Source organism: Larkinella soli (assembly GCF_003703975.1).
Classification (GTDB): Bacteria; Bacteroidota; Bacteroidia; order Cytophagales; family Spirosomataceae; genus Larkinella; species Larkinella soli.
In genome coordinates, this window is the sequence record NZ_QTJY01000012.1 from 223,466 (window position 1) to 249,531 (window position 26,066).

Sequence of the window (26,066 nt, forward strand, 5' to 3'; positions counted from 1 at the left end):
AATCTCTGACCTCCCCGGCCGTGAATCTGTTAACTCAGGTTTGCGGCCGTTTTTTTTGGTCCCCGGCTTACCGCACCAGCAGCACCCGGCCCCGGTTGACGATGGTCCGGGCCGGACGGCTGCCCTCGGCATATTCGAACCGGACCACCCAGAGATAGACGCCTTCCATGCAGGGCAGGCCGAGGTAGGTACCGTCCCACCGCTTGTCGGGATGGTCGCTGGCGAAGATGACGCTCCCCCAACGGTTGTAGATGGTCAGGCGGAAGGAAATGAAGTCCTTGCAGTAGACGTCCAGCTGATCGTTGGTGCCGTCCTGGTTGGGCGTGAATACGTCGGGGATGGAGATTTTGAACCGGGCGCAGTCCTGCGTCGAAACCGAGAGGGTGTTGGAGGTGGCCCGGCAGGGCGTATTGCCGATGCTGCCGAAATTGGGGGCCTGCGTGCAGAGCAGACGATAGTACTTTTTATCCGGAAAATCGGCCTCCAGCTTCAGTTCGAGGCCGTTCTGGCCCGGAACGGCCTTCCAGTTCACCGCGTCGTCGCTCACCTGCCACTGGTACGCGGGATTGACGTATCCCTCGCCGAGCGTGGACCGGATAACGGCCGGCCCGCCCTCACAGACCTGGAGATGATCGGCGGTGGTTTCGGCGAAGGCGATGGTCAGGGTCGGGTTGCAGGGCCGGAACTGGATGTCGTCGATGGCCAGGTCGTTGCCGCAGCCGCCCAAGCCCTCGTTGATCAGCTTCAGCAGGATGACGTCCCGTTCAGGCGGCACCGTGAACAGCATCGAGCAGCGGACCCAGGTGGGGCCTGTGGTTCGGGGGATGGAACCGGTGCTGACCGACTGGACCACTACGCCTGCGGCCGTTTCGATGCGCATGGCGATGATCGGGTCGCGCGGGACGAGCAGCCCGCAGGCGCCGGGCGGACGGATCAGGTTAACGTTCAGTACCCAGAATGAAAACTCGTAGGTGGTTCCGACACAAAGTCCCGAAACCAGCTGGCTATAGAACTCCCCCGGTTGATACGATGCATTGACGACCAGCATATTGCCCCTCGTATCGCCGGGCGTATGGTCTTCCGGCGCTTCGTGCCAGGCCGTTCCGTGGCAGCTTCCCTCCACCGTGTCGGCTACGGTATATTCGCCGTCGTCGAGACAGCTACGGGACCGGTAGTCATAGGTGGTTTTCCCGGCCGCCAGCGGACCGGTGGGACCGGCGCCGAACGTTTCGTTCAGAACGGCCGGGCCGAGCACCCCGCTGCACGACTGCGCCCGGACCGATCCGATCGTAACGAGGTGCAGCAGCAACAGGGCCGCCGTCGGCCGAAGGCGTGCCTTTATCCGACGCCAGGGGGCAGTATGAAGGAAACAGTCCGGCATGTTCACTCAAAACCATCCAAAAATAGGACCAGACCGGTCGGGCAAGTTGGTTAATTCTGCCGTTTAACCCTAAATTAATGCGGGTTAAAGAGCCGCGTCACTTATTTAATCAGGTCCGGAGGAAGCAATTGGTACAATTTCTGATGATCAGGATAGGAGTTGCATTCACCAAATTTTCATTACATGAAAAGCCTTTTCCTTTCTTTGATCCTTCTCGTTGGAATGTTCGGCTGCCAGCCGGCCGTGAAGCCGAAACCCATCGCCGATTTTGCCTTCACCCCCGTCCCGAACGAGCCCGGTCATTTCAAGTTCACCAACAAGTCGCAGCATGCGGACCGGTATCAGTGGATCTTCGGCGACGGCCAGGCATCGACGGAAGAAACCCCGACCGTGACCTACCACCAAAACGGTATTTATACGATTTCGCTGGCCGTGAAGAACAACCAGGGGGCCGACGAGGTGCAGAAAAGTGTCGAGGTGACCGGCATCCCGGCCAGCGGCACGGTGACGTTCTGGACCAATGGAGACAACGGGTCGGACGTGGAGGTCTTCGTCAATAACGTACTTCAGGGGATGATCACCCGCTTTCAGCCTTCGGCGCCGACGGAATGCGGGGGCGACGGCTTCGTCTCCCTGAGCATGCCCACCGGCACCTACGGCTTCTATGCCAAATCCAAAACCCGCAACTGGACCGGAACCTTCACGGTGAAAAACGGGGTCTGCACGACCAAGCTCATTGCCAAATAATTCGCTCAGCGCTCGTTGGTCGACGTCTTCGTGTCGTGCGGAGCCTGCGGGGTGAACATGCTGGTGAACCGGTCCAGCTCCCGGGCAATCCGGTTCACCAGCGCCTTTTCGAAACTTCCGTCCTTCTCCAGCGTCCGGGTCCCCGTCCAGGCCCGGGCTTTGTTTGATTTTACCTGCATCACCGTGCCGTGCTTCATCAGTTCGAAACACATCCGGCCGTCTTCCCCGCGGATTTTCTTCATCACGTAACCGATTTTCAGCCCCTGCTCCCGAACGTAGCCGATGCTGATGCCGTAGGCGTTCAGGTGCGGCCGTTTGAAGTGGCGCAGTTCGGCGATCACGTCCTTCATCGTCTCCAGAATCGACAGCTTCCAGCGCGGAAACTTCTCGCTCGGAATGAACGAATACCGGCCGTAGACGCAGACGACGCCCGGTTGCGTCAGCACCTTCATCATCTCATCCACCCAGCATTCCGGGTACAGCCCGTCGGCATCGGCCGTCAGAATATATTTGCCCCGGGCGGCTTCCAGCCCCTTCTGCCGGGCCGGTCCCCAGCCCTGGATCGGCTGGAAAACCGAACGGACGTGCAGCCGGTCCAGCGTATCCTGCATGTGGTCGGTCGAGTTGTTGTTCACGACGATGATTTCAAGCGGATATTTGGTCTTGAGATGCGACAGGGAAGCTACGCTCCGCAGAATGTTGACCTCTTCGTTCCAGGCCGGAATGACGATGCTGACCAGGGGGTCGGGGCTCTGGATGCGGTCCAGACCTTTGTTGATACTGTCGAACAGATAGGGAGGAATTTCCTCCGATTTGGTAAACGGATAATCGAACTGATTCAACCATGCCGGCGGACGAAAGAATCCCATACCAGACTGCGATTTAAAAAGTGAATATTGAAGAAATTGCTCTGCGTATTTCAGGCGGTCAGACCGATGCGACGGCAGGCCGGTTTTTGATTTTCGAATGCGGTTTGCTCTGAAACCGAAGTTCCACATACCGGTAGGTGAATACCGACATGCCGTGGATGAGCGTCAGGCAGACCAGCAGGTAAACCCATTCTCCCCAGGCGGTGTGCGGCAGTTTCAGCACCTTGAACAGAAACAGGTCCATGGCCGCCAGCACGATGAAGTGGTTCAGGTAGTAGGAGTACGACAGATTACCCAGAAACTCGAACCGGGGCCGGGAAAGTACGCCGGAAACCGCCCCGGCTTCCCGGGAAAATACCAGGATGACCACCGCAAACCAGAGCGGCATCAGCCAGCTCGTCGGGTGGGTGAAGGAATACAGGAACACCAGCGTCAGGGCCGCCACCGCCCCTTCCAGGACCGAGTTGAACCGGAAACCGGCCGGCGGAACGAGGTTCTGATGAACCCGGTACGTCAGCACTCCGACCAGGAAACCGTACAGACACCGGATGAAACCGTAGTCGTAATTGTAAATGATGTTGCCGCCGTGGGCCGCGATGAACCAGGCGACCAGGGCCAGATAGGTTCCGCACAGCGCCACGAGGTTCTTCCGGAATACCAGCAGGGACAGGGCCCAGAGGATGTATACGTAAAACTCGGCGCTGATGCTCCAGCTCGGGTCATTCCAGGTCACCGAATCGAACAGGCCCAGCGCCTGCGTCAGCGTCAGATTGGCCAGGAACGACAACAGGTTGTTCTTTTCAAAAACCGGGTTGGTCAGCGGCACGAAAAACCGGTCCACCACGTACCGGAAGCTTTCAAAACCCAGCATCAGCAGCAGCGTGAACAGGTGCAGCGGGTAGATGCGGTAGAACCGCTTCACCACAAACTGCCGGGCCGAAGCCAGGTCGTCGATCTTCTTCAGGTTGCTGTGGGTCATGACGAAACCCGACAGCACGAAGAAGAAATCCACGAACGTATCGCTCTTGGCGATAAAGGCATTGCCGGACAGAATCGAAAGGTGCTGCATGTGAAAAAAAATGACCATGACCGCAGCAATTCCCCTGAAAACGTCGATGGTCCTGAACCTCATCATATTGACCGGATAGTGCAAAGTTTATGCCTGAAATACCATGCTCAGGCCAGCGCCCGATAGATGTCGAGCGTCTTTTCCATGGATTCTTTCAGCGTGAAATCGCCCAGCCGCTGCGTCCCTTTCCGGACCAGTTCCCGGCGCTTTTCACTATCGGAAAGAAAGCCGGTGATCACCGAAATCAGGTCGTCGACGGCGTGCGGGCTAAAGAATAAAGCCGCGTCGGCCCCGATTTCGCGAAAGCATTCGGTATCGCTCAGCAGCACCGGGCAACCGGCTTTGTAAGCTTCCAGAATCGGCAGGCCGAAGCCCTCGTGCAGCGACGGATAAACGAAAAGGGCCGCGTTCTGATACAGGTAGTTAAGTTCTTCGTCCGTCGCGTTGATGTGCCGCACCTTATCGCCGAGTTTCAGCCGGTGGATGAACTCCCGGTCGGCAATACCCGGATTCCCGCCCCCGGTCAGAATGAGGTGCAGGTCGGGATAGACCGACGAGAGTTGTTTGAAAGCGTTCATGAAAAGATAAAAATTCTTGTATCCGCTCCGGTCGCCCACATAAAGGAGGTAGTGCTTCGGCAGATGGGCGACGGGGCGGGTCACGAACGGAGCGTCGGTTTCCATCCCGTGATAAATCACTTCGATCCTGCTTTCATCTACCTCGTAATACCGCAGCAGGTCTTTCTTCGTCGTGTTCGAAATGGCGATGATCTTGTCGGCGCGTTCCAGATTCAGCCGTTTCTGATACGTCAGCGGATCTTCCGCCCAGAAGTATTCCGGCAGCCGCTCATACGTCAGGTCATGGATCGTGACGACCAGCGGCTTTTTCAGATTTTTCAGAAAATAAGGATCGTAATACGTCGGGTGAAAGACGTCGAAGTTATCGCTGCTCAGGAGGTAGTTGCAGTACTTTTCGTTGATGAAATAAGGCGGCTTCGACCGTTGCTTCAGCAGCAGATCGCCGAGGTTGTTATTCAGCAGAAGGTGCTCGTTATGGAGGTAATGATTCTTGGCGTAAAGCACACCGAGTTCATAATCCATATCCGGCGTATCCTTGATGAACTGGAGAATATTGGCGAAATACCGACTGATACCGCCGTACTTCTGCGTCGTGAACTTCTGGTGGTCGAATAGAACCTTGATCATGCCGTTTGTCTTTTTATCAGACGGGATTAAGTTGAAACTTATAGCCGGGTCCAGCCTTTCGGCACCAGGTCTTTGGTATTCCAGTCCGGTTTGTTCCGGTACCATCTCGCCGGTGCGATCACCAGCTTGTCGGGATTCGGATTCAGCCAGGCGCCCCACCAGCTGAAGGAGCTGTTGGCGATGATGTTATGCCGGCACAGGCTCATCAGCTGCAGGTCTTTCAGGTCGGCATCCTGCCCCTCGTTGACGACGAAAACGTCATTCTCCCGGAGATCGAAATTGTCCTTTACCCACGCATGATCGTCCGAAAAGACGAAAAACCGGTGCGACGGAAACCGCTCCCGCACCAGCGCGACGGCTTGCCGGTAATACTCCATCCCGACAAACCCGAACGTCTTGCTGAAGTCGGGGTGCGTCACGTAGTCGCCCCGCCGGATGTGCATCGAAACCGGCGTTTCGCTGCCCGTGATTTCCTGTTTGTATTGGGTGAAATTCACCTCGTCGACGTCTTTGAACGACAGTTCCCGACGAATGACGTCCGCGTTTTCCCAGAAGTATTTTTCGGACTGCCAGAAACCGTCGAGCGTAATCCAGAAGCCGGTCGAATGCAGCACTTCCTCGTCGAAATGAAAGTGTTTTTCCTTTACTAAGGAGAAAAAGGGTTTGAAGGTCCGGTTCGGAAACAGCTTCGTGCCTTTCGAGATGTATTCGAGCGGGGAACGGTTCAGAACGCTGTAATTGATATGAAAGCGGTCGAGTTTAAAATGCCGGACCGTATCGGTGTCATACGTCGATTTATAATAACTCAGATCGAAGTACAGGGACGTGCCGTTCAGCAGGGCCAGATTCCGGCCTACCGCGTATTGAAACAGCTGATTTCCCAGACCACTCGTAATTTTCGTGACAATCATTTCCGATTTTCGTTTACTGACCGAATCCCGCCGGTTCCGCTTTTCCGCCTGTTTTTAATAGTAGGCCTTCAGGTAATTAAAAACCTCCTCCCTCGTCCGGGCGTGCAGGATGCGGGCACCGGAAAACTTCGGAAACAGGTTCGCATATTCGTTGAAGTGGTGTTCCATTCCCCAGTTCGGGTTGGAGAGGATAATATTGGTCCCGCCGAAATAACTGGCAAAGGCCGCCGTGCCGCCGTGCATCGAAATGAAGTGATTGCTGTTGGCGTAAACCATCAGCTGGAGGTGATTGAAATTCTTCACCACCGTGGATTTATACTGCTCGAAAAGGTCGCTCATCAGGATCACTTCCGGATGGTTTTCCCGCAGCCAGACGTGTTCGTTCAGGTCATATACCTCGCTGTTATCCTGCACGATATGCGTCGATAACGGCCGGTTGTAAATGATCTGGTATTTTGATGTAAACGTGGTGATGATGCGCTCCAGATCGTCGATGCCGAGGTAGTTGATCGGCGGCTGGTCCCACTCCAGATTGTATTTATTGGCGATCACCAGAATGGGTTTATCGAAGACGAACACCTCGTTTTTATAATGCGCCTTGAACGGCACCGGCGCCCATTTCCGGTAGCTGTACGAATTGCTGTGCGTCATGTTCGGCACGTCGTAATGCGCGTAGGATTCGGTCCAGATGCGTTTGTCGTATCGCTCCTCGTGGTTTTCGCTGAAAAAGTAAAACTCTTTCGTATTCTTCGCCGAGATGGTTTTCTGAAGCGTTCCGTTCAGATGGTGCCAGTAGGCAAACGGAATCACGTACCGCATTTCCTGGTCGAATTCGCCCTGATAATCGGTTATTTTATATCTGCTTTTTACGACGTAATCCTGGAGCAGATACCGGACCTGATAGAGTTTACAGTAGTAGTTGTCCCGGATAAAATACCGCAGATCGTTCCGGATTCTCGGATATTTGATCAGCGCGACCAGGTAGAGGCTTTTTAAGATCAGTCGTTCCATCGATCAGACCGCTTTTCTGAATTCCCGAATTTCACTGACCGACAGCTTGAACAGCAGCGTCAGCACGACATAGACCATGCCGCCCAGCCCGATCTCCACGATGGTATGCGTCACCCCCTCGAACCCGATGAGCGACTTGTAGGTCGCCACCACTCCGATCATCAGCAGGCAGAAAATCACCGGCTTCATGACGTTGGCGAAAAACTCCCGGAGGAATTTCCCGATGAGCGAGTTGACGATGAAAAAGTTGAGAACCGTGTTGATGACGGTGGCCGTCAGGAAGGCCATGGCGATGCCGGTCAGCCCCCAGTTTTTGGCGAAGACGTACAGCAGCGGCACCTTGATGACCAGCGTCACGAGGTTCAGATAGAACAGCAGGTTCGGTTTACCTTTCGAGAAGGCCAGCGTGAACAGCGGGTGGCTCAGGCAGGTGAAAAAGCTGACGAAAACGAAAATCCGGATCAGGTCGATGGTGGTTTCCCAGCCGGGGCCGTAGAACAGCGGCACGATGCTGTCGGCGGTGATGTACAGCCCGGCCAGCAGCGGCAGGTTGATGTAACTGATCAGGTCCAGAATCTGGATGTAGGACTTCTTCAGTTCTTCCTCGTTCTCCTTCATTTTAGCCAGCATCGGGTAGGCCACCTGAAGCACGATCGGGTTCAGCCGCTGGATCGGGAAAACCGCCAGCTGCGACGCCAGCGTATAATACCCCAGCAGCTTGACGCCCAGCGTCCCTCCGACCACCACATTGTCGGAGTTGGCCTGAATGAAGCCGATCAGCCCATCGCCGACGTTGTACATCCCGAAACGCAGGTGTTCCTTAATAATTTTCAGGTCGAAGTGCAGCACCGGCCGGAACAGGCCGTAGCCCGAAACGATCAGCAGAATCGTCTTGACGACCTGCATCGCCAGCTGCCCGTACATCAGCGACAGCTCCTCGAAGCCCTGGTAGGCCAGAAAAATAGCCACGCTCGTGCTGACGAAGGTGCCGATGATGTCGATCACCGCGACGGCCTTGAACCGCAGTTCTTTCTGAAGCAGGAAGGAATAGATCTGGCCGAAATAGACGATCAGGAAATACAGCGACGACAGTTTGACGACGCTGTCGAGCCGGGGTTCGCGGTAAAACGCAATGATCAGGGGCGCACTGAAGTACACGACCACCGAGATGATCGCACCCAGCGACAGGTTCAGCAGATAGAGCGTCGAAAGCACCTTTCGGTCACTCTCCTGCTTGTAAATGATCGAGTTCGAAAAACCGAGGTTCCCGAAAATGTTGAAAAACGCAATGATCAGGGTGCTGACGCTGACCACCCCGAAAGCCGCCGGCTCCAGCAGCCGGGCCAGAATCGCGACCTGGAGAAACTGAAAGACCGTAGAGATGACCGTGGCAATGGTGATCCACTTCCCGCCGTTGATGGCTTTCTGCTTATTGCTCATGCGCCCTGGGTACTGTAATTGGTAGAGTGATGCGATCGGGTGGTCTGTTTATTTCCGGAATCAGGCATTGGTCGGAACCGGGTTTTTCGATTCGGTAAGGCGCTCCGGCTTCACCGGGCCGTCCTTCACCTCCTTCAGCGTCGGGGCCTGGATGTAGTCGCTCTCCACCCGGTTCAGCACCGTCAGCAGCGGATGGCCGGATACCTTCAGGTACATCGACAGCAGCTGCTTCTCGGTCCGTTTCCAGCTCCCCCGGGCGTTCAGCACCAGCAGGCCGACCGACGTCCGGCCCAGCAGCGGCACCGGAATCGGGCTGCTGACGAAGGGCGGCAGTTCCAGAAATATCTTGTCGTAGCCGGCATTCTTCACCGTAATATCCTCATCGCTCAGGTCTTCCACCGCCGTCAGGTTCATGAAATCGGGCCGGATGGGATAGGGCAGATAGGTCACCCCGTACTGTTCGACGGCCTGGGTGTTTTCCTTCAGGCTGGGGTAGTAATAGGCAATCTTCTGGCCGGATTCGGCATAGACCCGGGCCAGGCTGCTCGCCACCCAGCTCTTGCCGTCCTGGGCGTGCATACTGAAGAGCGTGATGACCGGCGGGTGCGTTTTCTGGGCGCTCTGGGCCATTTCGATGTTGATGGCGCTACAGAGCTGTTCGAACATCGTCATGGCCGCGCGGCTTTCGCGGGAGTTGAGCGAGACTTTTTTGACGACCGGGAAGACGGCGGTCACCGGCCGGCCGGTTTTCGATTCGGCCAGGTCGGGCGTGCTGAGCCGCTGATCCGTCACGAATCGCAGGGCCGTCAGAAACAGGGCCAGGAACAACCCGACCCCCACCCCCGCTCCCACGAACAGCCAGCGTTTGGAAGCCGTCGGCACGTAGGGAAAGTTCGGCGCGTCGAGCACCGAAACCGAACCGTCGATCTGGATGTCCTGACGCTGGGTGTTGGCCTGATCAAGCCGGTCGATCACATCCAGATATTCTTTTTCGGCTACGCTCAGGTCGCGTTTGAGCTGGCTCAGCTGCGGTCCCAGGGGGCTGAAGGCGGCCGCTTCCTTATCGAAATCGGCCAGGCGTTTCCGGTAGATGTCCAGCCGGGCCGCCGACTCCTCGAAGGCCAGGACTTTGCCGAGCCATTCGTTGATCAGCGTCCCCTGCGGAACGTTGTCGGCCGAGTTGTCGGCGGCAAAATAGTTGCGGGCGATGACTTTCAATTCTTCCGAAAGCTGGAAGATTTTAGCCTGCAGGCGGTTCAGAACGGCCGTCGGCTGGTTGTTGGCCCGGGCGTTGACCAGCTGGCTCTCCACCTCGGTGATCTCGGCCTGCTTGTCGGTCAGTTCGGTGTTGATTTTCAGCAGGCCGCTGCGCTTGCCCATCCGGTTGTTGAGGGCTTCCATGGCGGCCTTTGCGGCCCGGTTGCGCATCAGTTCCTGCTGGTATTCGCTGAGCAGGGCTTCTTTGGTAAGCGCCATATTCTTCGACTCCTCGTCAAAGTTCAGCACCTTATGCCGGACGTTGAAGGCCTGCAGCCGGGCCTCGGCCGCATCGAGGTTCTGCTTGGCTTTCCGCACCTTATCTTCGTAATAGTTCACCACCGGGTTCGACTCCTTCTTCTTGATGGAGGTATACCGGTCGTTCAGCGATTCGATGACCAGATCGAGCGTTTGTTTGGCCACCGCCGGATCGTCGGCTTCGTATTCCAGGTCGAGCATGTCGCTGAAGCTCCGGCGCGACGACTTGAGTTTTTTCCGGATCACCTCGACCGAATAATACGTGGGCGAGTTGAACAGCAGGGATTTGACCGGATTGTCGGTCTCGGCCTTCAGCAGGCTGTCGAGCATCAGGTCCGTAAAGGCCGGGTTGCCGGGCCGGACGAGTGATTTTCTCAGACCGGCCGGAATGAACAGCTGAAGTTTCTGAAAACCGGCGGCCGACAGCACGCGGTTATCCGGTTTCTGAAGCTGCAGGTGGGCGGCCAGCAGTTTTTTACCGGTTTCGGCCAGCGTCTCCTTGGAGTTGAGGGTCGTAATGATATTGTCGAATGCATTGCTGACGGCCGTGTAATCGACCCGAAAACCGGCGGTGGCCGAGTTCAGGGAGTAGCCGGAACCCAGGCCGGTATAGAGGGTAGCCTCCGACTTATAGGTCCGGGTTTCGTTCCGGGTCAGGTAGAAGATCGTGCCTGCCGTCAGGGCCGGAAACAGGATAAACCAGAGGGCGTGTTTCTTTAGGAGAGTTATAAACGTCTGAAGTGTCATACGGTCGGCTTATTTACGTTTCAGTTGCTGGATGGGCACCCCCACGACGGCTTCCAGATTGTATAGATTTTTCAGAAATTCCCCTTTTGCCTGCTCGGCCGTCGATTTGGTCTGGGCATAGCGGTTCATATTGTAGGCATGAGCCTCGGGCGTTACCTTTCCCTTCTGGATTTCCACTTCGGCGATCCGGAAGGCGGCCAGGGAAGCCTGTTCGTCTTCCAGCCGCACGTGGAGCACGCGCTGGGCGGTCAGCAGGTCCTGATACAGCCCGATGAGTTCCCGTTTGAGTTGCAGTTCGAAGGCTTCCCGGCGGTAAAGGGCGGCCTGCTGGTTGGCCCGGGCCAGCCGGATCTGCTGCGGCCGCCCGAAGATGTCGTGCAGGCTGATCGACAGCTGGACTCCGGTGCGGTAACCGTTCGAAATCTGCCCCAGAACGTCTCCGCTGCCCGCGCCGGTGGAAATGATGGCCTGGTTACCGGTCGAATAATTGACGAAAGCCACCCCGTTCTGCAGCACCTGCATCCTGGACAGCTTGTAGGAAGCGTTATAGCCCACGGTCATTTCCTTTTCGAACTTGACCTGGGGCGAATTTTTGACGGCCAGCTGATACAATTCCTCGAAAGGCAGCAGCTGGACGGAGATGTCTCTGTTGAAATCGAAATAAACCGAGTCCGATACCGCCAATCCCTGCACCACCGGCGCCGGTTGGGCCGGTCCGTTGCCCTGGGCGAAGCTTTGTCGGACAAGTGTAATAAAAAGAAAAAACAGAGCGAGTCGGCTCAGCGTGGTATAGGTTTTCATAGTGGTTCCCATCGGTACGGGGCAAAGAGGCTGATCTCGCCGATACCGGTGCAATTATTGTTCCATTCAGGCCGGCCCGTCCCATTTAAATGAACTTTAACTGGTTTATTAAAAAGGGATTAAACCGGCTTTTCCGGTCAAAGCGCGTTTATTTCGATCCGGAGGTTTTATGAACCAGTGCGTTCCGGTGCGGCTCCGGTTCGGGCGGCCCGGCCGACCAGGCGGCCGGTATCCGGCGGAGAACGGCTTCGAACTCTTCGGCCCGTTTTGCCCAGGTGTTCCCCTGGGCCATCTCCACCCGTTTCCGGATACGGAAAGGCGTATTGTCGGACAGTCCCCGGCGCAGCGCCTGGGCAAATTCTTCCGGCGTTCCGGCCAGTTCGATCACCCCGTTGAAATCGTCGAGGATCGAGAAGGGCGTCGACACCACCGGCAGCCCGGCCGCCAGATACTCGTTGATCTTCAGCGGATAGATCGTATAGGTGTGTTCGTTGCAGGCAAACGGAATCATGGCCGCCGACAGCTTTGCCAGCAGCGGAGGCAGGTCCGCCGGCTGGTGGGGCGGGATAAACTCCACATTCGGGTATTTCGACAGGGCGGCCAGCCGCGGCTCCTTCACCTCCCCGATGAAGCGGAACGTGACGTCCGGCATCGTGCGGGCGCAATATTCGACCAGATCGACGTTGACCCGGTTATCGGCCGTTCCGAGGTAACCCACCACGGGCGTCGTGGGCGGATTCTCCCGGGCCAGCTTCCGGGCGGTATGGAACAGGTCGAAATTCGCCCCGTTCTTGACGCAGAAGGCGTTCGGCTGCAATACCGACTTGGCCTGCCGAAGCGTTTCGGAAGTCGTCACGACGGCGTGGACCCGCCGGAGATACTCCTGCTCGTAGCGGTGTCCGTGGCGGCTCATCCAGTTGCCGGCGGTGGTGATTTCGTCGAAACAGTAATAAATCGTCGCGCACTCGTTCAGCTGCCCCAGCATCGGCACCCCCCAGACCGGGTTGAAGGCGTTGATTACCAGCGGCCGCTTCATGTCCAGCTTTTTCATGACCCGGCGCAGCCCCTTCACCAGCCGTCCGACGTTCCAGTGGATCAGCCGGTCGTGCGCTTCCTGGTCCATCCAGTTGATGGGCAGCATCAGGGGCGGCACCCACACCCAGGCTTCTCCGCCGTTGTCGAAGGTCCGCTTCGTCAGCGGGTCTTTCAGCCGGACCAGCTCGCGCACCGGCGCCGGCTGGCGTCCGCGCAGGCCGTTGACGAAGTCCTTGACGGTATACTGGTAATCCACATAAATCATGCGGTGCCGGACCGATAACTCGGTGGTCAGCTGCACGATGGCTTTCTGGAAGTCTCCCTGCCAGGGCGTCTGACTGATGCAGATAATACTGTCGAATTTTTCCATAAGGGCGGTCGGCTATGCGGTGACGGGCTCCCGGCCGGCAGCGTCCGGACGGCAATCCCAGCGGTAACAGGTCGTAAAAAGGATCGAAGCGATGTAGATGAGGCTGCTGGTCGGAAACTGCCCCAGAACGGGGTTGGAGTAGCCCATGACGGCAATCCCGAAGAACTCGGCCAGAAAAGCGAACATGATCTTGACCAGCCAGGGGTCTTTCAGCCGCAGGACGTGGTAGGCGCCCACCCCGATGAAAGCCGCCAGCATACAGAGGTAGAGCGTCAGTCCCACCCGGCCGGTTTCCATCCAGAGTTCGACGTACCAGCTGTCCGGGGCGATCTGGGCGGCCCAGTGCCAGGGCGAAAACCGCGCACCTCCGTCGGCCGAGGTGCCGATGCCCGCTCCGAACGGCAGGCGCTCCAGGTGGGCGGCAATCTTGCGCTGGTTCTCCAGCCGCAGCAGGAACGAGGGATCGTTCATCGGCGTTACGGCCGAACGCATCCGCTGCACCTGGTAGTTGGAACTGCCCACGCTGGTATACATCAGCAGGAACAGCAGCGGCAGGGCGGCACAGACGCCGATCAGCAGCTTGACGAAATCCCGCTTCAGCAGCAGATAGAACGGAAAACCGGCCAGCAGCACGAACAGCGCACTGCGCGTCCCCGAAACCGCATACCCCCAGAAAAATACCAGGGCCAGGACGAAGAACAGGGCTTTGGAAAGCCAGTTCTTTTCTTCAAAGATGCGGATGATGCTCACCAGCGTCACCCCGGCCATCTCGGCCCCGAACTGCGCGGCATCCGAATAAAACGAGAAGCTCCGCAGCTGTCCGAAAAGCACGTGGGTTTTGGCGTTGCCGTTGTCGAGCCAGGCCTGCTCGCCGGCCGTCAGACCGACATACTGCTGCTTGAAGGCCCAGAAAGCCGCCAGCACCGACCAGAACAGCCACGAATTCACCAGAATTTTGATATCCTTCCGCTGAATCGGGTTGACCAGCACGATGATCGCGACCAGCAGCCAGTTCCAGGAAAAAGACCGGATGTGCAGGAACCAGGCCGGCCGGTAGGGCGCTTCCGGGTTGAACAGCTCCAGGACATTATAAATAAACCAGATCAGAATCAGGAAGAAAGCCGGCTTTTTCAGCCGTTCCCACTGCATCCGCTTCCCGTTCAGGAAGGTACTCATCAGGGTCAGACCCACGATGGCATCGATGGCGATCCCGACCGGCGCATCCACCGGCAGCAGCCGCGTAAAGCCGATCAGAAAGCTAAGCTGGACATAAATCAGCAGGCCAAGCCGGGGTTCGATCAGCACGCCCAGCACCAGTGCCAGCGCCACCGGCAGCACCACCACCGCTACCGAAGCCACCAGCCCGAATTTCCCGATCAGGAAACCGGAGCCCAGCGCGGCCAGCACGCCCAGGAGGCTGTAGAACCAGCGCCGGTTCGAAAGGTGGTTCGAGAGTGCGTTCATGAATGTGCCTTAAGTTCCACCTCCCCGGCCCGGCGGACTTTCTCCCAGGTGCCGGACTGATTGCCCCGCAGGTACCGGACCAGACCGGCCAGCGCGCAGACGTTCATGAAGGTGAAATAGAATGGAACAAACAGGAGCTTCCAGCGCAATTGCTTCTTTTCCAACCCGTACCCCACCCAGGCGGCTCCGTAAAAAAGACATTGCAGGGCCAGCAGCACCGTCCAGCCCAAACCGGAGGAGTCGGCGGAAGTCAATGCCCCGGCCGCCAGCCAGACATTGGCCAGAAAAATCAGGGGCAGACACAGGGGCGCCACCGCCCACCGCATAACCCGGTGGGAAACGTATTCGAACGTCAGCACCCCGTAGCGGAACGGGTTCAGAAGGTGTCTGAGCCGCACGATCGACTGAAAGCCGCCGGCCGCAATCCGGATTTTGCGCTTCTGTTCGTCCAGAATCGAGAACGACGGCCGCTCCATGGCATAGGCGTCGGGCGCGTAGGCGACACGGTAACCACGCCCGGCAATCCGGAGCGAAATGATGAAATCGTCGAGGATGGTATCCGTCTCGACCGGCTCGTACAGTTCGGTCCGGACGGCGAAAAGCTCTCCGGCGGCCCCCACGATGGTTTGCAGTTCGGCATCCCAGCGTTTGAGCTGCGACTCGTATTTCCAGTAAAGCCCTTCTCCCGACCCGGCTGCCGATTCGCTGTCTTCGGTCATGATCCGCTTTTCGCCGGCCACGGCCCCGACCTGCGGATCGCGGAAGTGTTCGACGAGGTTGCGGACGGCCTGCGGGTTCAGGTGCGTATTGGCATCGGTAAAAATGGCGATCGGCGTTTTGACGCGCAGCATGGCCTTGTTCATGGCGGCAACCTTGCCCAGCCGGTCCGGCCCGCCCAGCACCCCGACGCGGTCGCCGAATTCGGCGCGCAGATACTCGTCGGAGCCGTCGTTGGAGCCTTCCGTTACGAACAGAAAATGGATGTGTTCGGCCGGATAGTCCTGCGCCAGGGAGTTGGCGACCTTGGCCGGCAGGAACGCGCGTTCGTTGTAGGCCGGAACGATCAGCGTCACGTCGGGTGTAAAAGCGGTCTGGGGGGCGCTTTCCTTCCGGCGGCCCCGCAGTTTGAGTAGGATCCAGACCAGCAGCCCGTATCCGAGGTAGGTATACAGCACCAGAGCTACGCCAATCGCCAGAATAATTTCCATACCGAATTGAAGTTCCGTTGAATCAGTGAATATCGGCCACCACCGCCGGGCCGGCTTTGGCCGGTCGGCGCACCTTGTGGGTGAGGTTCCAGACGACGGCCCGGCGAAGCGCCTTCAGGTAGTCGTTCTGCCGGCGCAGGGCATAGACAAGGGCGGCCTTGGGAAGGGCCACCGTAAAGTAAAAGAGGTAAAAAACCAGCAGCGGAAAGCCCGAGACGTTCCGGCGCATGAACAGCAGCCGGTTGCGGGTGTTGTAATACACCTTCATCGGGTTGGTCTTGCCCACGCTGATCGACTCTTTATGGTAGATTAGCGCCGACGCCTGGTAATAGATTCTGAATCCGGCCCGCCGGATCTGCATCGACCAGTCGAGTTCTTCATAATAAAGGAAAAACGACTCGTCCATCGCGCCGGCCACCTCGATGGCCCGGCGGCTGACCATCATGGCCGCGCCGTGGGCAAAGGCCGTCGGCCCCGACGTATCGTGCTGGCCCTGATCGGTTTCGTGCAGGCCGATGGCCCAGGTCCGGCCCGTATACGGGTTCAGCGGGTAATAGCCGGCGTATTGAATCACCGTCGGATGGTCGAAATACCGGATCTTGGGGCAGACCAGGCCCACCTGCGGATCGGCCGCAAAGGGAGCGAGCAGCTGCTCGATCAGGTCGGGCGTCACGACGGTGTCGTTGTTGAGCATGAAAAAATACGCGCCGGAGGCATGCCGGAGACCCAGGTTGTTGCCGCCCGAAAATCCGAGATTCTCCCGGCTGACGACCACCTTCACGTTGGGGTAATGGCCCCGTTCGATGAGGTCGGTGGGGTCTTCGGCCGAGCCGTTATCGACCACGATCGTCTCGAACCGGGGGTACGTCAGGTTCCGGGTCGATTCGAGCAGATCGCAGGTCACCTTCGCCTGGTTGTAGTTGATGGTGATCAGCGATACCAGCGGTACGGTGCTTACACGTTCTCCTTCTGCCATAGCGCTTTCACCGTTCGGATGAGAATCAGAAGGTCGGTTTTGAACGAATACGTCTTGGCGTAGAGCACGTCGAGCTGGATGCGCTCCTCGTCCGACACGGCGGCCTTGCCCCGCTTGGTCACCTGCCAGAGCCCGGTCAGGCCGGCCGGAGCCGCAAACCGGCGGGCGTAGCCCGTAGCGGTCAGTTTTTCGGCCTCATACAGCGGCAGGGGCCGGTTGCCGACAAACGACATATCGCCTTTCAGGATGTTGAAAAACTGCGGCAGTTCGTCGATGCTGGTATTCCGCAGAAACTTACCCAGACGCGTCACGCGCGGATCCTCCTTGAATTTCGAGAACATGGCTTTCGCCTTCTGGCTCCGGAAATAGGCCTCTTCGCAGATCTGGCGGTTGTCCAGGAACAGCGGCCGCTGGCATTCCGTGCCGTTGCTTCGGCAGGCATCGCACAGCTGTTCGAGGGGCTGCTCGGCGCCTTTCTTGCTGTACATGTTCAGCGACGCCATGCCGGCCAGCATCTTGTCGGCGTCGGTCCGCATGGTCCGGAACTTGTACATATCGAAAATCTTGTATCCCGTTCCGACCCGTTTCGACCGGTAGAAGACCGGCCCTTTCGAGTCGAGTTTGATCAGGATCGCCACGACGATCAGCAGCGGGGAAATCATCAGCAGCAGCATCGACGACAGCGCGATGTCGAAAAGCCGCTTCCCGACCGGGATCCGGATCGAAACCGTCTTCTGGCGCTCATGCGGAGAATTTTTATACGCTTTCTTCTGAACCAGGTAGTTCAGTCGGGTCCGGAAAGCCTGCACCGGGATACTTTCGGGGAATACGTCGATCACGTGGCCTTTGAAGGGTTCCTCGGCCAGCCGGACCGCCGACCGGTCTCCGAGCAGGATGACGGGCAGTTCCCTGAAACGGCCGTCTTTCTGGAGCGGTTTCAGAAATTCCCCGCTGCCCAGCCGGGTGTTGAACACGACCAGGTCGATGGTGGCGTCCGCCTTCAGACGGGTAAGGGCTTTCGCCCGGTCGGCGTCGGTCAGCACGGTCACCGGTCCGCCGAAGGTTTCGGTGAACGAGGCAACCCGTTTCGGATCGTCCTCGACGAGAAGGACCCGAAATGTCGTCCGTCCATCCGAAGCCGGTTGTCCGGACGAGGTTTTTGCGGAAGTTTCCACTGCTTTTGAACGGCTCATGGCGGTGGCTTAGCGATTCATTGAATTTCCCGTCCGGTGTTCGGCCCGACGTAACACCGCCATGATTTTGGCTTTGACTTCCAGCGGGTTGAACGGCTTGATCATGTAGTCGTCGGCCCCCAGTTCCAGGCAGGTGATCCGGGTGTTGCTGTCGTCGTACGTCGACAGAATGATTACGGGGAGGTGCTGAAAGAGGGCGCTGGCCCGAATGGTCCGGATCAGATCCTGACCGCTGAAGTGCGGCATCTGAAGGTCGGTAAGGATGATATCGACGGGGTTTCCCTCCTCCAGATACGTCATCGCTTCCATCCCGTTGGTCTGGGTGATCACCTCGAAGTCGGCTTTCAGGGTATGACGCAATACTTTCCGGATGAATGTGTCGTCTTCCACCACAAGGACACGATACTGGCTTTCCATAAATGTTTTATCAAATTGTCAAAAGGTTCAAATCCTCTCAGCCCCCCGGTCGCCCCGGTTGTAACCAGCTAAAACTGTACCGTAAATTGCATTTTGGTTTACCGGCCGGGTTAATTTGTGCTTAAATTTTCCTTTGATTCCGGCTGACAAATCCGGCACTTTAATGGAATTATAATCTGGTTTCGCTTCGGCCCGTCCGGGCAAAAGACCTCCTCTGCGCCCCGGACCCTTGCAGGAAGAGATGCTTTGTTGGGAAAAAACCCGCCTTTATGGGTATTTCCCCGATGTTCGTAAAAACTGTTACGTAATCAGCCTACCGATAAAAGAGTAGCAAAGACCGTGCTAACCGATAACTTTCGTGGTTGCTTATTCGGATTTTGAATGTCTGATTATTGGCATTTGCGCACGGGTCCGGACAGCAGGAGACATCCTTTTGCCGAAGCCGGATCGGAGGGTAGGTGCGGAGGTTCAGCCCAGGCGCTGTAATTCTTCTTCAAGGACAGGAGTCATCCGGGAAAGGCCGGCCCGGAACTGCGACCAGTGCGTCTGCAGAGCCTGAGGGTCGGGGCCGGTTTTAATCTGACTTTCAAGGTCTTTCAATGAGGATTCGAGGCTCGTCAGCCCGACGAGGCCCAGCCAGGGCCGAAGCTGATGCGATAGGCCGGCCAGTTCCTCCCAGTCCTGGCGGCAGACGAGGTTGTCCATCTCCAGAAAATTGGACAAAACGTCGGAAAGGAACATCTCGATGGCCGACGCGATCATGCCGTCGTCGTCGGCGTGGAGCTGTCGAAGTCGTTCATGATCCAGGCGGTGTCCATGGACTTCATTCGGATGGGTTTCCATAAATTACTCCTTTAATTCAGCCGGTTGCAGTATCTGGCGATTTTCTGAAACAGGTCGTTGGGATTGAAAGGTTTTGTTACATAATCGTTGATGCCCGCGCTGATCGCCCGGTCCTTGTTGCTGTAGGTGGCCGAGGCCGTCAGCGCGATGACCGGAATGTGGGAATTCGTCGAGCGGATCTTTTCGGTCGAGGTATAGCCGTCCATCACCGGCATCTGGAGGTCCATCAGGATCAGGTCGTAATTGCCCTTCTGGAACTTCTCGAACCCGATCAGCCCGTTTTCGGCCACATCGACCACGACTCCCCAGCGGCTGAGAAATTTCAGGGCTACGTTCACATTGACCGGATAATCCTCGACCAGCAGAATCCGGAGCCCTTTCAGGGTCTGGTCGTTGATCGAATCGACGGAATTGAAGGTCTGTGACGGCTTGGCCGCCTTCCCGATCCGGAGGTCGAGCGTAAAAAAGAACCGGGCGCCTTTGCCCTCTTCGCTTTCCAGCTGAATCGTGCTGCCATAGAGTTCGAGCAGTTTGCGGGTAATGACCAGTCCCAGCCCGGTTCCGCCGTACTGGCGGGTGGTGGCCGAATTGGCCTGGGTGAACATATCGAAAATCGCTTTCTGCTTCTCCGGGGGAATACCGATACCGGTATCCTCGACCGAAAGGTACAGCGTGGCCCGGTCCTGGGTTTTGTGCTGGAGCGACAGCTCGATCGTGACGGTTCCTTTCCTGGTGAACTTGATGGCGTTGGAAACCAGGTTGGAAAGCACCTGCCCGATACGGAGCGAGTCGCCCAGAAGCGAATCGGGCACATCGTCGTCGACCATGAGCCGGATGCGGGTCCCGTTTTCCTCGGCCCGCAGCTGGTGGGCGCGTTTGATGTTCGAAACGAGGTGTTTCAGGTCGAAGGCCATTTCCTCCAGTTCGACTTTTCCCGCTTCGATCTTACTGAAATCCAGAATATCGTTGATCAGGGCGTGCAGGTGCTCGATGGAGAACTGAAGCGTCTTCAGGTTTTCGGCAATCGCAGGCGGCACGTCTTCCTGAAGCATCAGATAGGTCATCCCGACGATCCCGTTGAGGGGCGTCCGGATTTCGTGGCTCATCATGGACAGAAACTCGGATTTGGCCTGGGTGGCACTCTCGGCCACCTCCTTTGCCGTCCGGAGTTCCTGTTCGATCTTCTTCCGGCGGTCGATCTGTCTCTGAAGAAAATCGACCAGGGAAACCAGATTCTCAGGGTCCAGGTCCGGCAGATTATCGTCGTCCGGCATCTCCATGGACTGGATGGCCTCGATCAGTTTTTCTTCCGACTGCTGGCGCTGCCTGATTTCTTCCTTTAACTTCTGATTGATGGTTGCGTATTCGCGTTCGTTCAAAAAATAAGAGTGTTCGAACAGCTCCTTATCGCGGTCAAAACTCATATACGAATCGTTGACGGCCTTGACAAAAGCCTGAAACCGCTCGTGCTGCAGACATTCCGGCGTAAGGTGTTTATTGATTTGCCGGGCCAGCAGCTTATGCAGATCGTTAGTTTCCATGGATCAGTTCTCCGAGAAGGCGGTTACGGTCATCGTTTGATTATGCAGTTCACAACGCGCGCTGGGCTGGAGCGGGGAAATCTCCCCGTAGGAGTAAAAGCCGGTAATGACCGGGCCGGGGCCGAACATTTCCCGGGCGGCTTCAATTTCTTCGTCCGTACGCTGGCCCAGAACAAGTTTGCGGCCCACGCAGCTGATCAGGATGGCCAGTTCGGGTTCAAAATCCGCCCGGCCCAGCGAGGTATGGGCGGCCGTCGCGGAGGCATCGATCAGGCGGTCGAAGTTGGCGGTCATGAACCGCACCAGCGCCTTCTCCGGCATCTCTCCGGCAAACGTCATACTTTTGGTTTCCTCATCGATCGTCAGGATCGTGCGCACCAGGGGCTGCGAGTCCTGCGTGGCCCGCATCGACAGCGGGAAGAGCAGGGCGGCCCCCGGCAGATCGTCGGCGTACTTGCCCAGGTATTCCTTGTAAAGGTCCAGAGCGGCCTTATCGTCGATCTGATACAACACGTTGTAGGCCGAACGGGTCACTTCGCGCTCGGGCCCGAACACATCCCACCCGCCCATCGAGCCGTGGCCGACCCGGAGGCTGTCGCCGTAAAAGCCTACGCCCACCACCTTCCCGACCTCCGGGTGCTGGTTGAGGCCCACCAGCGTTTTTTCAAACCGGGCCGCATCGCCCGCCAGACCGCCGGAAATGGGAATCGGCCGCTGTAAACGATCGTTCAGGGCGGCCGTCAGGTCGCTGCCGTTCACCCGCCCGCCGTCCGAAATGATGAACACGGCCGCCAGATCGGGTTCGTCCAGCGCTTCGGCCATCCGCTCACCGGCCCGGAAGCTCTCGGTATGATCGGCAATGTCGATCTGCACCGCCCGAACCGCCGTTTTCTCGAACTCGACGGCCGTAATGACCACCGAATCGTCGTGGACCTTGTCGAGGTAGATTTCACCGGAGGTGGAATTGATGATCACGTCGGCGGCCGGAAACATTCGGCGGAGGTCGTCGTATAAGCCGGGCGTTTCCAGCAGCTTTCGCTCGCCGAACGCCAGCACCAGTTGCGCCTTTTCAGCCTGAAATCCCGGAGTTTCACTGAGCCGGTTCCATTCCTGGTTGATAAAGACGGATTGATTGAGTCGCATAAAGGCCTTAGTTGTGTAAATCGGTTAGAACAGGAAAAGTATGAGTTAGCAGTCAGCAAAAACCAGGCCTGCACGGCCATCGGGCATCGATAAGTATTTTTACCCGAAGTCCGACTCTTGTAACCACCTTCCTTCTTCCTCTTTCTACCTCCGCTACTCCTGCTCCGACGCCGTGAAGACGCGAATGAAAAAGAAAGATCGGCACCCTATTACCAGACACGCATATAGGGCAATAATCATGCTAATGTAACCGGGCGGTGGCAAATTGTTTGGTAAATATTCCCGAACCGGCCGGGCGGGCCGCTGAAACCGGAATCGCATCCTGCGGATTTCCCGGGTTCCCGGAAGGGGCCGGCAGGCCGGCGGAAAATCCCGACCAGGCACGACCGCGGAAAAAAGACGGCCGATGTTCCGACAAATACCTGGCCCGCGGAGTTGCGCGCATACGGTAATTGTACTTAATTTGGTTTTTTTGACTCCTGTTGTGCACCTTAACGTTTTACCAGCAATGGCCCCCTGCCGCATTTTCATTGTCGAAGATGATCCCTGGTATGGAGAAATTCTCAAGTACCATCTCTCTCCGGATTCCGAGTATGAAGTTCATCTGTTTACCAGTGGTCTTGCCTGTCTGAAAAACCTCGGCAGACAGCCTGATCTGCTGATCGTCGGCTTTTCCTTTTCCGACATGAACGGGACGGAGCTGTACCAGAAAATCCGGAAAACGCTTCCCACGGTCCCGGTCATCGTCATCGGCCGGCCGGCCGAGGTTCGGAGCGGACTCCACTTACTGAAGCAGGGCGTATATGACCTTTTCGTCAAGGACGAAAACACGAAGGAGCTTCTCTGGAATGCCGTGCAGAGGATCCGGGAGAAACACCATCTGCTGCAGCAGATCGCGGACCTGCGGGAGGAACTGGGAAGGAGCTATGCCTTCGGCCACCGGCTTCAGGCCGAAAGCGAGGCCATGCGGCACCTCTTTTCACAAATGGAAGCCCTGCTTCCGTTCGACCATCCGGTGCTGATCACGGGGGAAGCCGGAACAGGAAAAACACTGATCGCCAGAGCCATTCACAGCCGGTCCGCCCGCCGGCAGAAACCGCTGGTGACCGTCGACCTGGGCTCTCTTCCGGCCGAACAGACGGAAATCGAATTGTTCGGCCAGGGAAAAGGACCGTTTGCGGACGCTCCGGGTCAGAAGAAAGGTAAAATCGAAGAAGCCGCGCAGGGCACTCTGCTGCTGGAAGAAATCGCCGAGCTGAACCCGGCCCTTCAGGGCCGACTGCTTCGGCTCCTCCAGGAAGGAGAAATGGTTCGGGTCGGCGGAAACGAACGTATCCGCCCGGAAGTCCGTATCATCGCCACCACCGGACGGAATCTGGGCGAGGCCGTGCGGAAGGGCATGTTCCGCGAAGACCTCTACACCCGCCTTTCAGGATTGTCGATCCTTGTACCGCCCCTGCGCGAACGGGCCGACGACCTCCTGCCCCTGGCCCGGTATTTCCTCGACGAATTCTGCCGCCGGAACCACCGGCCGCCCATCGCCATGGCAGGCGGGGTAAAGGACCGGCTGCTGGGCCATTCGTATCCGGGCAACGTGCGCGAACTGAAAACGACGATGGAAACGGCCGCCGTTCTGTCCGCCGGCCCGGCAATCCGGCCGGAGGATATCGTGTTCGACACCAGAAAAGCCGGTCCGCTGCTGATGACGGAGGAAAAGACCCTGCGCGAACACATGGCCCAGATCATCCATCTGTACCTGAAAAAGTACAACTACAACGTGCTGGAGGTGGCCGCCCGGCTGGGCGTCGGAAAATCGACCATCTACAAGATGATCCAGGACAATGAACTCTCCCCCTTCATCGAACGGCCTCTGACCGGCCCTGCGGCTCTGCCCGGTGCAGCCCATAATCGAAACCGGATGTCGGGGCCGGTCAGCTGAACCGCCCCGGATCGAACGGGCCGACGTCCATCGAAGGCGGCCGTTCGTCGATCAGGTCCGTGACCAGCCGGCCGGTCGCAGGCCCGAGGCTCACGCCCATCATGCCGTGCCCCGTCGCCAGAACCAGATTTTCGTAGCGGCCAGACGTTCCGATATACGGAAGACCATCGGGCGAACACGGACGCAGGCCGCTCCAGACCTGCTTTACGTCCGGCAGCGAAACCGTCATATCCGGATAATAATTCCGGATGGAATTGACGATGCCGCGCACCCGGTTCAGGTTGACCGTCAGGTCCGTACCGGCCACTTCAAGCGTTCCGGCAAACCGGAGGTCCGGCCCCATGGGCGTGGCCGTGGCCCGGGCTTCCAGCAAAATCGCCGGCACCCGGATCTGTGGTTTCGGCTCCCGGACCATAAAACTGTATCCCTTTCCGCCCTGCAGCGGCAGCGACGTCCCCAGGAGTCGCATCAGCAGCGGAGACCAGGCGCCCGCAGCCACCACCAGCGCATCGACCGGAAGGTCGTCGGCCCCGGCCCGGACGGAGGTGATTCGTCCGCCCTGCACCCCGAAGCCGGTCACTTCCCGGCCTTCCAGCAGGGTAACGCCCTGAGCCTTCAATACCGCCGTCAGCGACCGGATGAGTTGGTCCGGGATCAGGTGGGCATCGCCGGGATAGTAAACCGCCCCCCGCACCTCGACCCGGGCGTCCGGCTCCAGCGCCTGCACCTGTGGCCCCGACAGCACCCGCGCTTCGATGCCCGACCGGTTGGCGACTTCGGCCTCCCCGGCCATCTCGTGTTCGGCGGAAGCGGTTTTATACAGTATCAGCAGCCCGTCTTCCTTCCACCCGAAGGACAGCCCCCCGGTCTGAGCCAGTTCCTGATACAGCCGCCGGCTCAGCAGGCTGATGTCGCGCAGGGCCGGAATCGACCGCTCGACGTGTTCGGGCGTCGAATGCCGGTAAAAGAGCCAGCCCCAGCGCAGAAGGTCAGTACTCAGACGGGGTTTGATGTAAAACGGGCTGGTAGATTTCATCAGCATCCGCATGCCTTTGGCCACCATGCCCGGCTGAGCCAGCGGGATGATGTGACTCGGTACGATCATGCCGGCGTTGCCGAACGAGCAGCCGTCGGTGAGCGGGTTGCGGTCGAACACCGTCACCGCATACCCGGCCTGGCGGAGGTAGTAGGCCGAACATAGCCCGATGATGCCCCCGCCGATGATTCCGACCTGTTTCATAGCACCTGAAAGCCGTGGACGTACGGATCGTCTTCGTCCAGAATGAGGTGATTGTACCCGTGAATGACCGCCCAGCCTTCGATGCTCGGCACGATGGCGGGTTGGCCGGCCAGTTCGGTTTCCTGCTCGATGCGGCCGGTGAAGATCGACCCGATGATGCTCTCGTGCACGAAATCCTGCCCCGGTTTCAGGCGACCTTTGGCGTACCATTGCGCCAGCCGGGCCGAGGTTCCCGTGCCGCAGGGCGAGCGGTCGATGGCCTTGTCGCCGTAAAAAACCGCGTTGCGGGCGGTCGAGGTCGGAGCCAGCGGTTCGCCGGTCCAGAGGATGTGGCTCAGGCCGTGGATGGTCGGGTTTTCGGGGTGGACGAAGGTGTATTGCTCGTTCAGCCGCCCTCGCATCACCCGCGCCCAGGCGATGAGCTGCTCGGCCTTGAAATGCTGCAAACCGGGAAAATTCTCCTGCGGATCGACGATGGCGTAGAAGTTGCCGCCGTAAGCCACGTCCACGGTCAGCGTTCCCAGGTCCGGGCACTCGACGCTCAGGTTCTCGGCCGCCAGATACGACTTGATGTTGGTGATCTTCACCGACTTGACCTTCCGGCCTTCCTGCCGGAATTCGGCCCGCACCCGCCCGGCCGGCACCTCCAGATTCAGGACGCCGGGCGTTCGGGGCGTCACCAGCCCCTGCTCGATGGCGACCGTCACGGTGCCGATGGTGCCGTGGCCGCACATGGGCAGGCAGCCCGAGGTCTCGATGAACAGCACCCCCACGTCGTTCGCCGGATCGCTGGGCGGATACAAAATGCTGCCCGACATCATGTCGTGACCACGCGGCTCGAACATGAGGCTTTTGCGAATCCAGTCGTATTCCCGCAGGAAATGCTGGCGCTTTTCGCTCATGTCGGCCCCTTCCAGGTGGGGAATGCTGCCGCCGGTTACCACCCGGACGGGATTGCCGCAGGTATGGGCGTCGATACAGAAAAAATGGGATGGCATAGG

The 26,066-nt window shown here is 58.2% G+C and carries 22 protein-coding genes; 2 read left to right on the forward strand and 20 right to left on the reverse strand.

The window, feature by feature from the left end; genetic code table 11:
* Window positions 1-67: 67 nt before the first annotated feature.
* Window positions 68-1,381 (reverse strand): T9SS type B sorting domain-containing protein, encoded by a 1,314-nt coding sequence (locus DX909_RS20500; protein WP_128547076.1) that lies wholly within the window; start codon window positions 1,379-1,381, stop codon window positions 68-70.
* A 204-nt stretch (window positions 1,382-1,585) separates the two neighbouring features.
* On the opposite strand from DX909_RS20500, the gene DX909_RS20505 reads away from it, so the two are divergent.
* Entirely contained in the window at window positions 1,586-2,128 is a 543-nt protein-coding gene (locus tag DX909_RS20505; protein WP_164851352.1) for a PKD domain-containing protein, read from the forward strand.
* 5 nt (window positions 2,129-2,133) lie between these two features.
* Here the strand turns inward: DX909_RS20505 and DX909_RS20510 are convergent, their stop codons facing one another.
* From DX909_RS20510 to DX909_RS20590, 17 genes are all read right to left on the reverse strand, one after another.
* The gene (locus tag DX909_RS20510; RefSeq protein ID WP_128547078.1) at window positions 2,134-2,997 is read right to left on the reverse strand and encodes a glycosyltransferase family 2 protein; all 864 of its coding nucleotides are present in this window, start codon (window positions 2,995-2,997) and stop codon (window positions 2,134-2,136) included.
* Between the two features lie 58 nt (window positions 2,998-3,055).
* Entirely contained in the window at window positions 3,056-4,132 is a 1,077-nt protein-coding gene (locus tag DX909_RS20515; RefSeq protein WP_229311127.1) for an acyltransferase family protein, read from the reverse strand.
* 41 nt (window positions 4,133-4,173) lie between these two features.
* The gene (locus tag DX909_RS20520) at window positions 4,174-5,271 is read right to left on the reverse strand and encodes a glycosyltransferase family 4 protein (protein WP_229311128.1); all 1,098 of its coding nucleotides are present in this window, start codon (window positions 5,269-5,271) and stop codon (window positions 4,174-4,176) included.
* A 38-nt stretch (window positions 5,272-5,309) separates the two neighbouring features.
* Entirely contained in the window at window positions 5,310-6,182 is an 873-nt protein-coding gene (locus tag DX909_RS20525) for an alpha-1,2-fucosyltransferase (protein ID WP_128547079.1), read from the reverse strand.
* 54 nt (window positions 6,183-6,236) lie between these two features.
* On the reverse strand, window positions 6,237-7,193 hold the full coding sequence (locus DX909_RS20530; protein ID WP_128547080.1) for a hypothetical protein: 957 nt from the start codon (window positions 7,191-7,193) through the stop codon (window positions 6,237-6,239).
* A gap of 3 nt (window positions 7,194-7,196) precedes the next feature.
* Window positions 7,197-8,633 (reverse strand): MOP flippase family protein, encoded by a 1,437-nt coding sequence (locus tag DX909_RS20535; protein WP_128547081.1) that lies wholly within the window; start codon window positions 8,631-8,633, stop codon window positions 7,197-7,199.
* 60 nt (window positions 8,634-8,693) lie between these two features.
* Entirely contained in the window at window positions 8,694-10,895 is a 2,202-nt protein-coding gene (locus tag DX909_RS20540; RefSeq protein ID WP_128547082.1) for a GumC family protein, read from the reverse strand.
* 9 nt (window positions 10,896-10,904) lie between these two features.
* Window positions 10,905-11,696 (reverse strand): TolC family protein, encoded by a 792-nt coding sequence (locus tag DX909_RS20545; protein WP_229311129.1) that lies wholly within the window; start codon window positions 11,694-11,696, stop codon window positions 10,905-10,907.
* A gap of 148 nt (window positions 11,697-11,844) precedes the next feature.
* Window positions 11,845-13,101, reverse strand: a complete 1,257-nt coding sequence (locus tag DX909_RS20550; RefSeq protein WP_128547084.1) for a glycosyltransferase — start codon at window positions 13,099-13,101, stop codon at window positions 11,845-11,847.
* 12 nt (window positions 13,102-13,113) lie between these two features.
* Window positions 13,114-14,565, reverse strand: a complete 1,452-nt coding sequence (locus DX909_RS20555; protein WP_128547085.1) for an O-antigen ligase family protein — start codon at window positions 14,563-14,565, stop codon at window positions 13,114-13,116.
* A complete protein-coding gene (locus DX909_RS20560) occupies window positions 14,562-15,773 on the reverse strand; it encodes a glycosyltransferase family 2 protein (protein ID WP_128547086.1) in 1,212 nt (403 codons plus the stop codon). Before DX909_RS20560 ends, DX909_RS20555 begins: the two co-directional genes overlap by 4 nt.
* A 22-nt stretch (window positions 15,774-15,795) precedes the next feature.
* Complete coding sequence (locus tag DX909_RS20565; protein ID WP_128547087.1) at window positions 15,796-16,749, reverse strand: glycosyltransferase family 2 protein; 954 nt, start codon at window positions 16,747-16,749, stop codon at window positions 15,796-15,798.
* Window positions 16,728-17,942, reverse strand: coding sequence for a sugar transferase (locus tag DX909_RS20570; RefSeq protein ID WP_128547088.1), 1,215 nt, complete (start codon window positions 17,940-17,942; stop codon window positions 16,728-16,730). Before DX909_RS20570 ends, DX909_RS20565 begins: the two co-directional genes overlap by 22 nt.
* Window positions 17,943-17,951: 9 nt before the next feature.
* The gene (locus DX909_RS20575; protein WP_128547089.1) at window positions 17,952-18,359 is read right to left on the reverse strand and encodes a response regulator transcription factor; all 408 of its coding nucleotides are present in this window, start codon (window positions 18,357-18,359) and stop codon (window positions 17,952-17,954) included.
* Window positions 18,360-18,827: 468 nt separating this feature from the next.
* On the reverse strand, window positions 18,828-19,202 hold the full coding sequence (locus DX909_RS20580) for an Hpt domain-containing protein (protein WP_128547090.1): 375 nt from the start codon (window positions 19,200-19,202) through the stop codon (window positions 18,828-18,830).
* An 11-nt stretch (window positions 19,203-19,213) separates the two neighbouring features.
* Entirely contained in the window at window positions 19,214-20,743 is a 1,530-nt protein-coding gene (locus DX909_RS20585) for an ATP-binding protein (RefSeq protein ID WP_128547091.1), read from the reverse strand.
* A 3-nt stretch (window positions 20,744-20,746) separates the two neighbouring features.
* On the reverse strand, window positions 20,747-21,886 hold the full coding sequence (locus DX909_RS20590) for an FIST signal transduction protein (RefSeq protein ID WP_128547092.1): 1,140 nt from the start codon (window positions 21,884-21,886) through the stop codon (window positions 20,747-20,749).
* A 508-nt stretch (window positions 21,887-22,394) separates the two neighbouring features.
* Here DX909_RS20590 and DX909_RS20595 point away from each other — a divergent pair.
* A complete protein-coding gene (locus DX909_RS20595) occupies window positions 22,395-23,825 on the forward strand; it encodes a sigma-54-dependent transcriptional regulator (RefSeq protein WP_128547093.1) in 1,431 nt (476 codons plus the stop codon).
* Here the strand turns inward: DX909_RS20595 and DX909_RS20600 are convergent.
* Window positions 23,818-25,065: an NAD(P)/FAD-dependent oxidoreductase gene (locus DX909_RS20600; RefSeq protein ID WP_128547094.1), complete on the reverse strand. Its 1,248-nt coding sequence runs from the start codon at window positions 25,063-25,065 to the stop codon at window positions 23,818-23,820. The two genes, DX909_RS20595 and DX909_RS20600, sit on opposite strands and share 8 nt — an antisense overlap.
* Window positions 25,062-26,063 carry a 4-hydroxyproline epimerase gene (locus DX909_RS20605; protein ID WP_128547095.1) on the reverse strand — a complete coding sequence of 334 codons (1,002 nt, stop codon included), beginning with the start codon at window positions 26,061-26,063 and terminating at the stop codon, window positions 25,062-25,064. Before DX909_RS20605 ends, DX909_RS20600 begins: the two co-directional genes overlap by 4 nt.
* Window positions 26,064-26,066 lie beyond the last annotated feature (3 nt).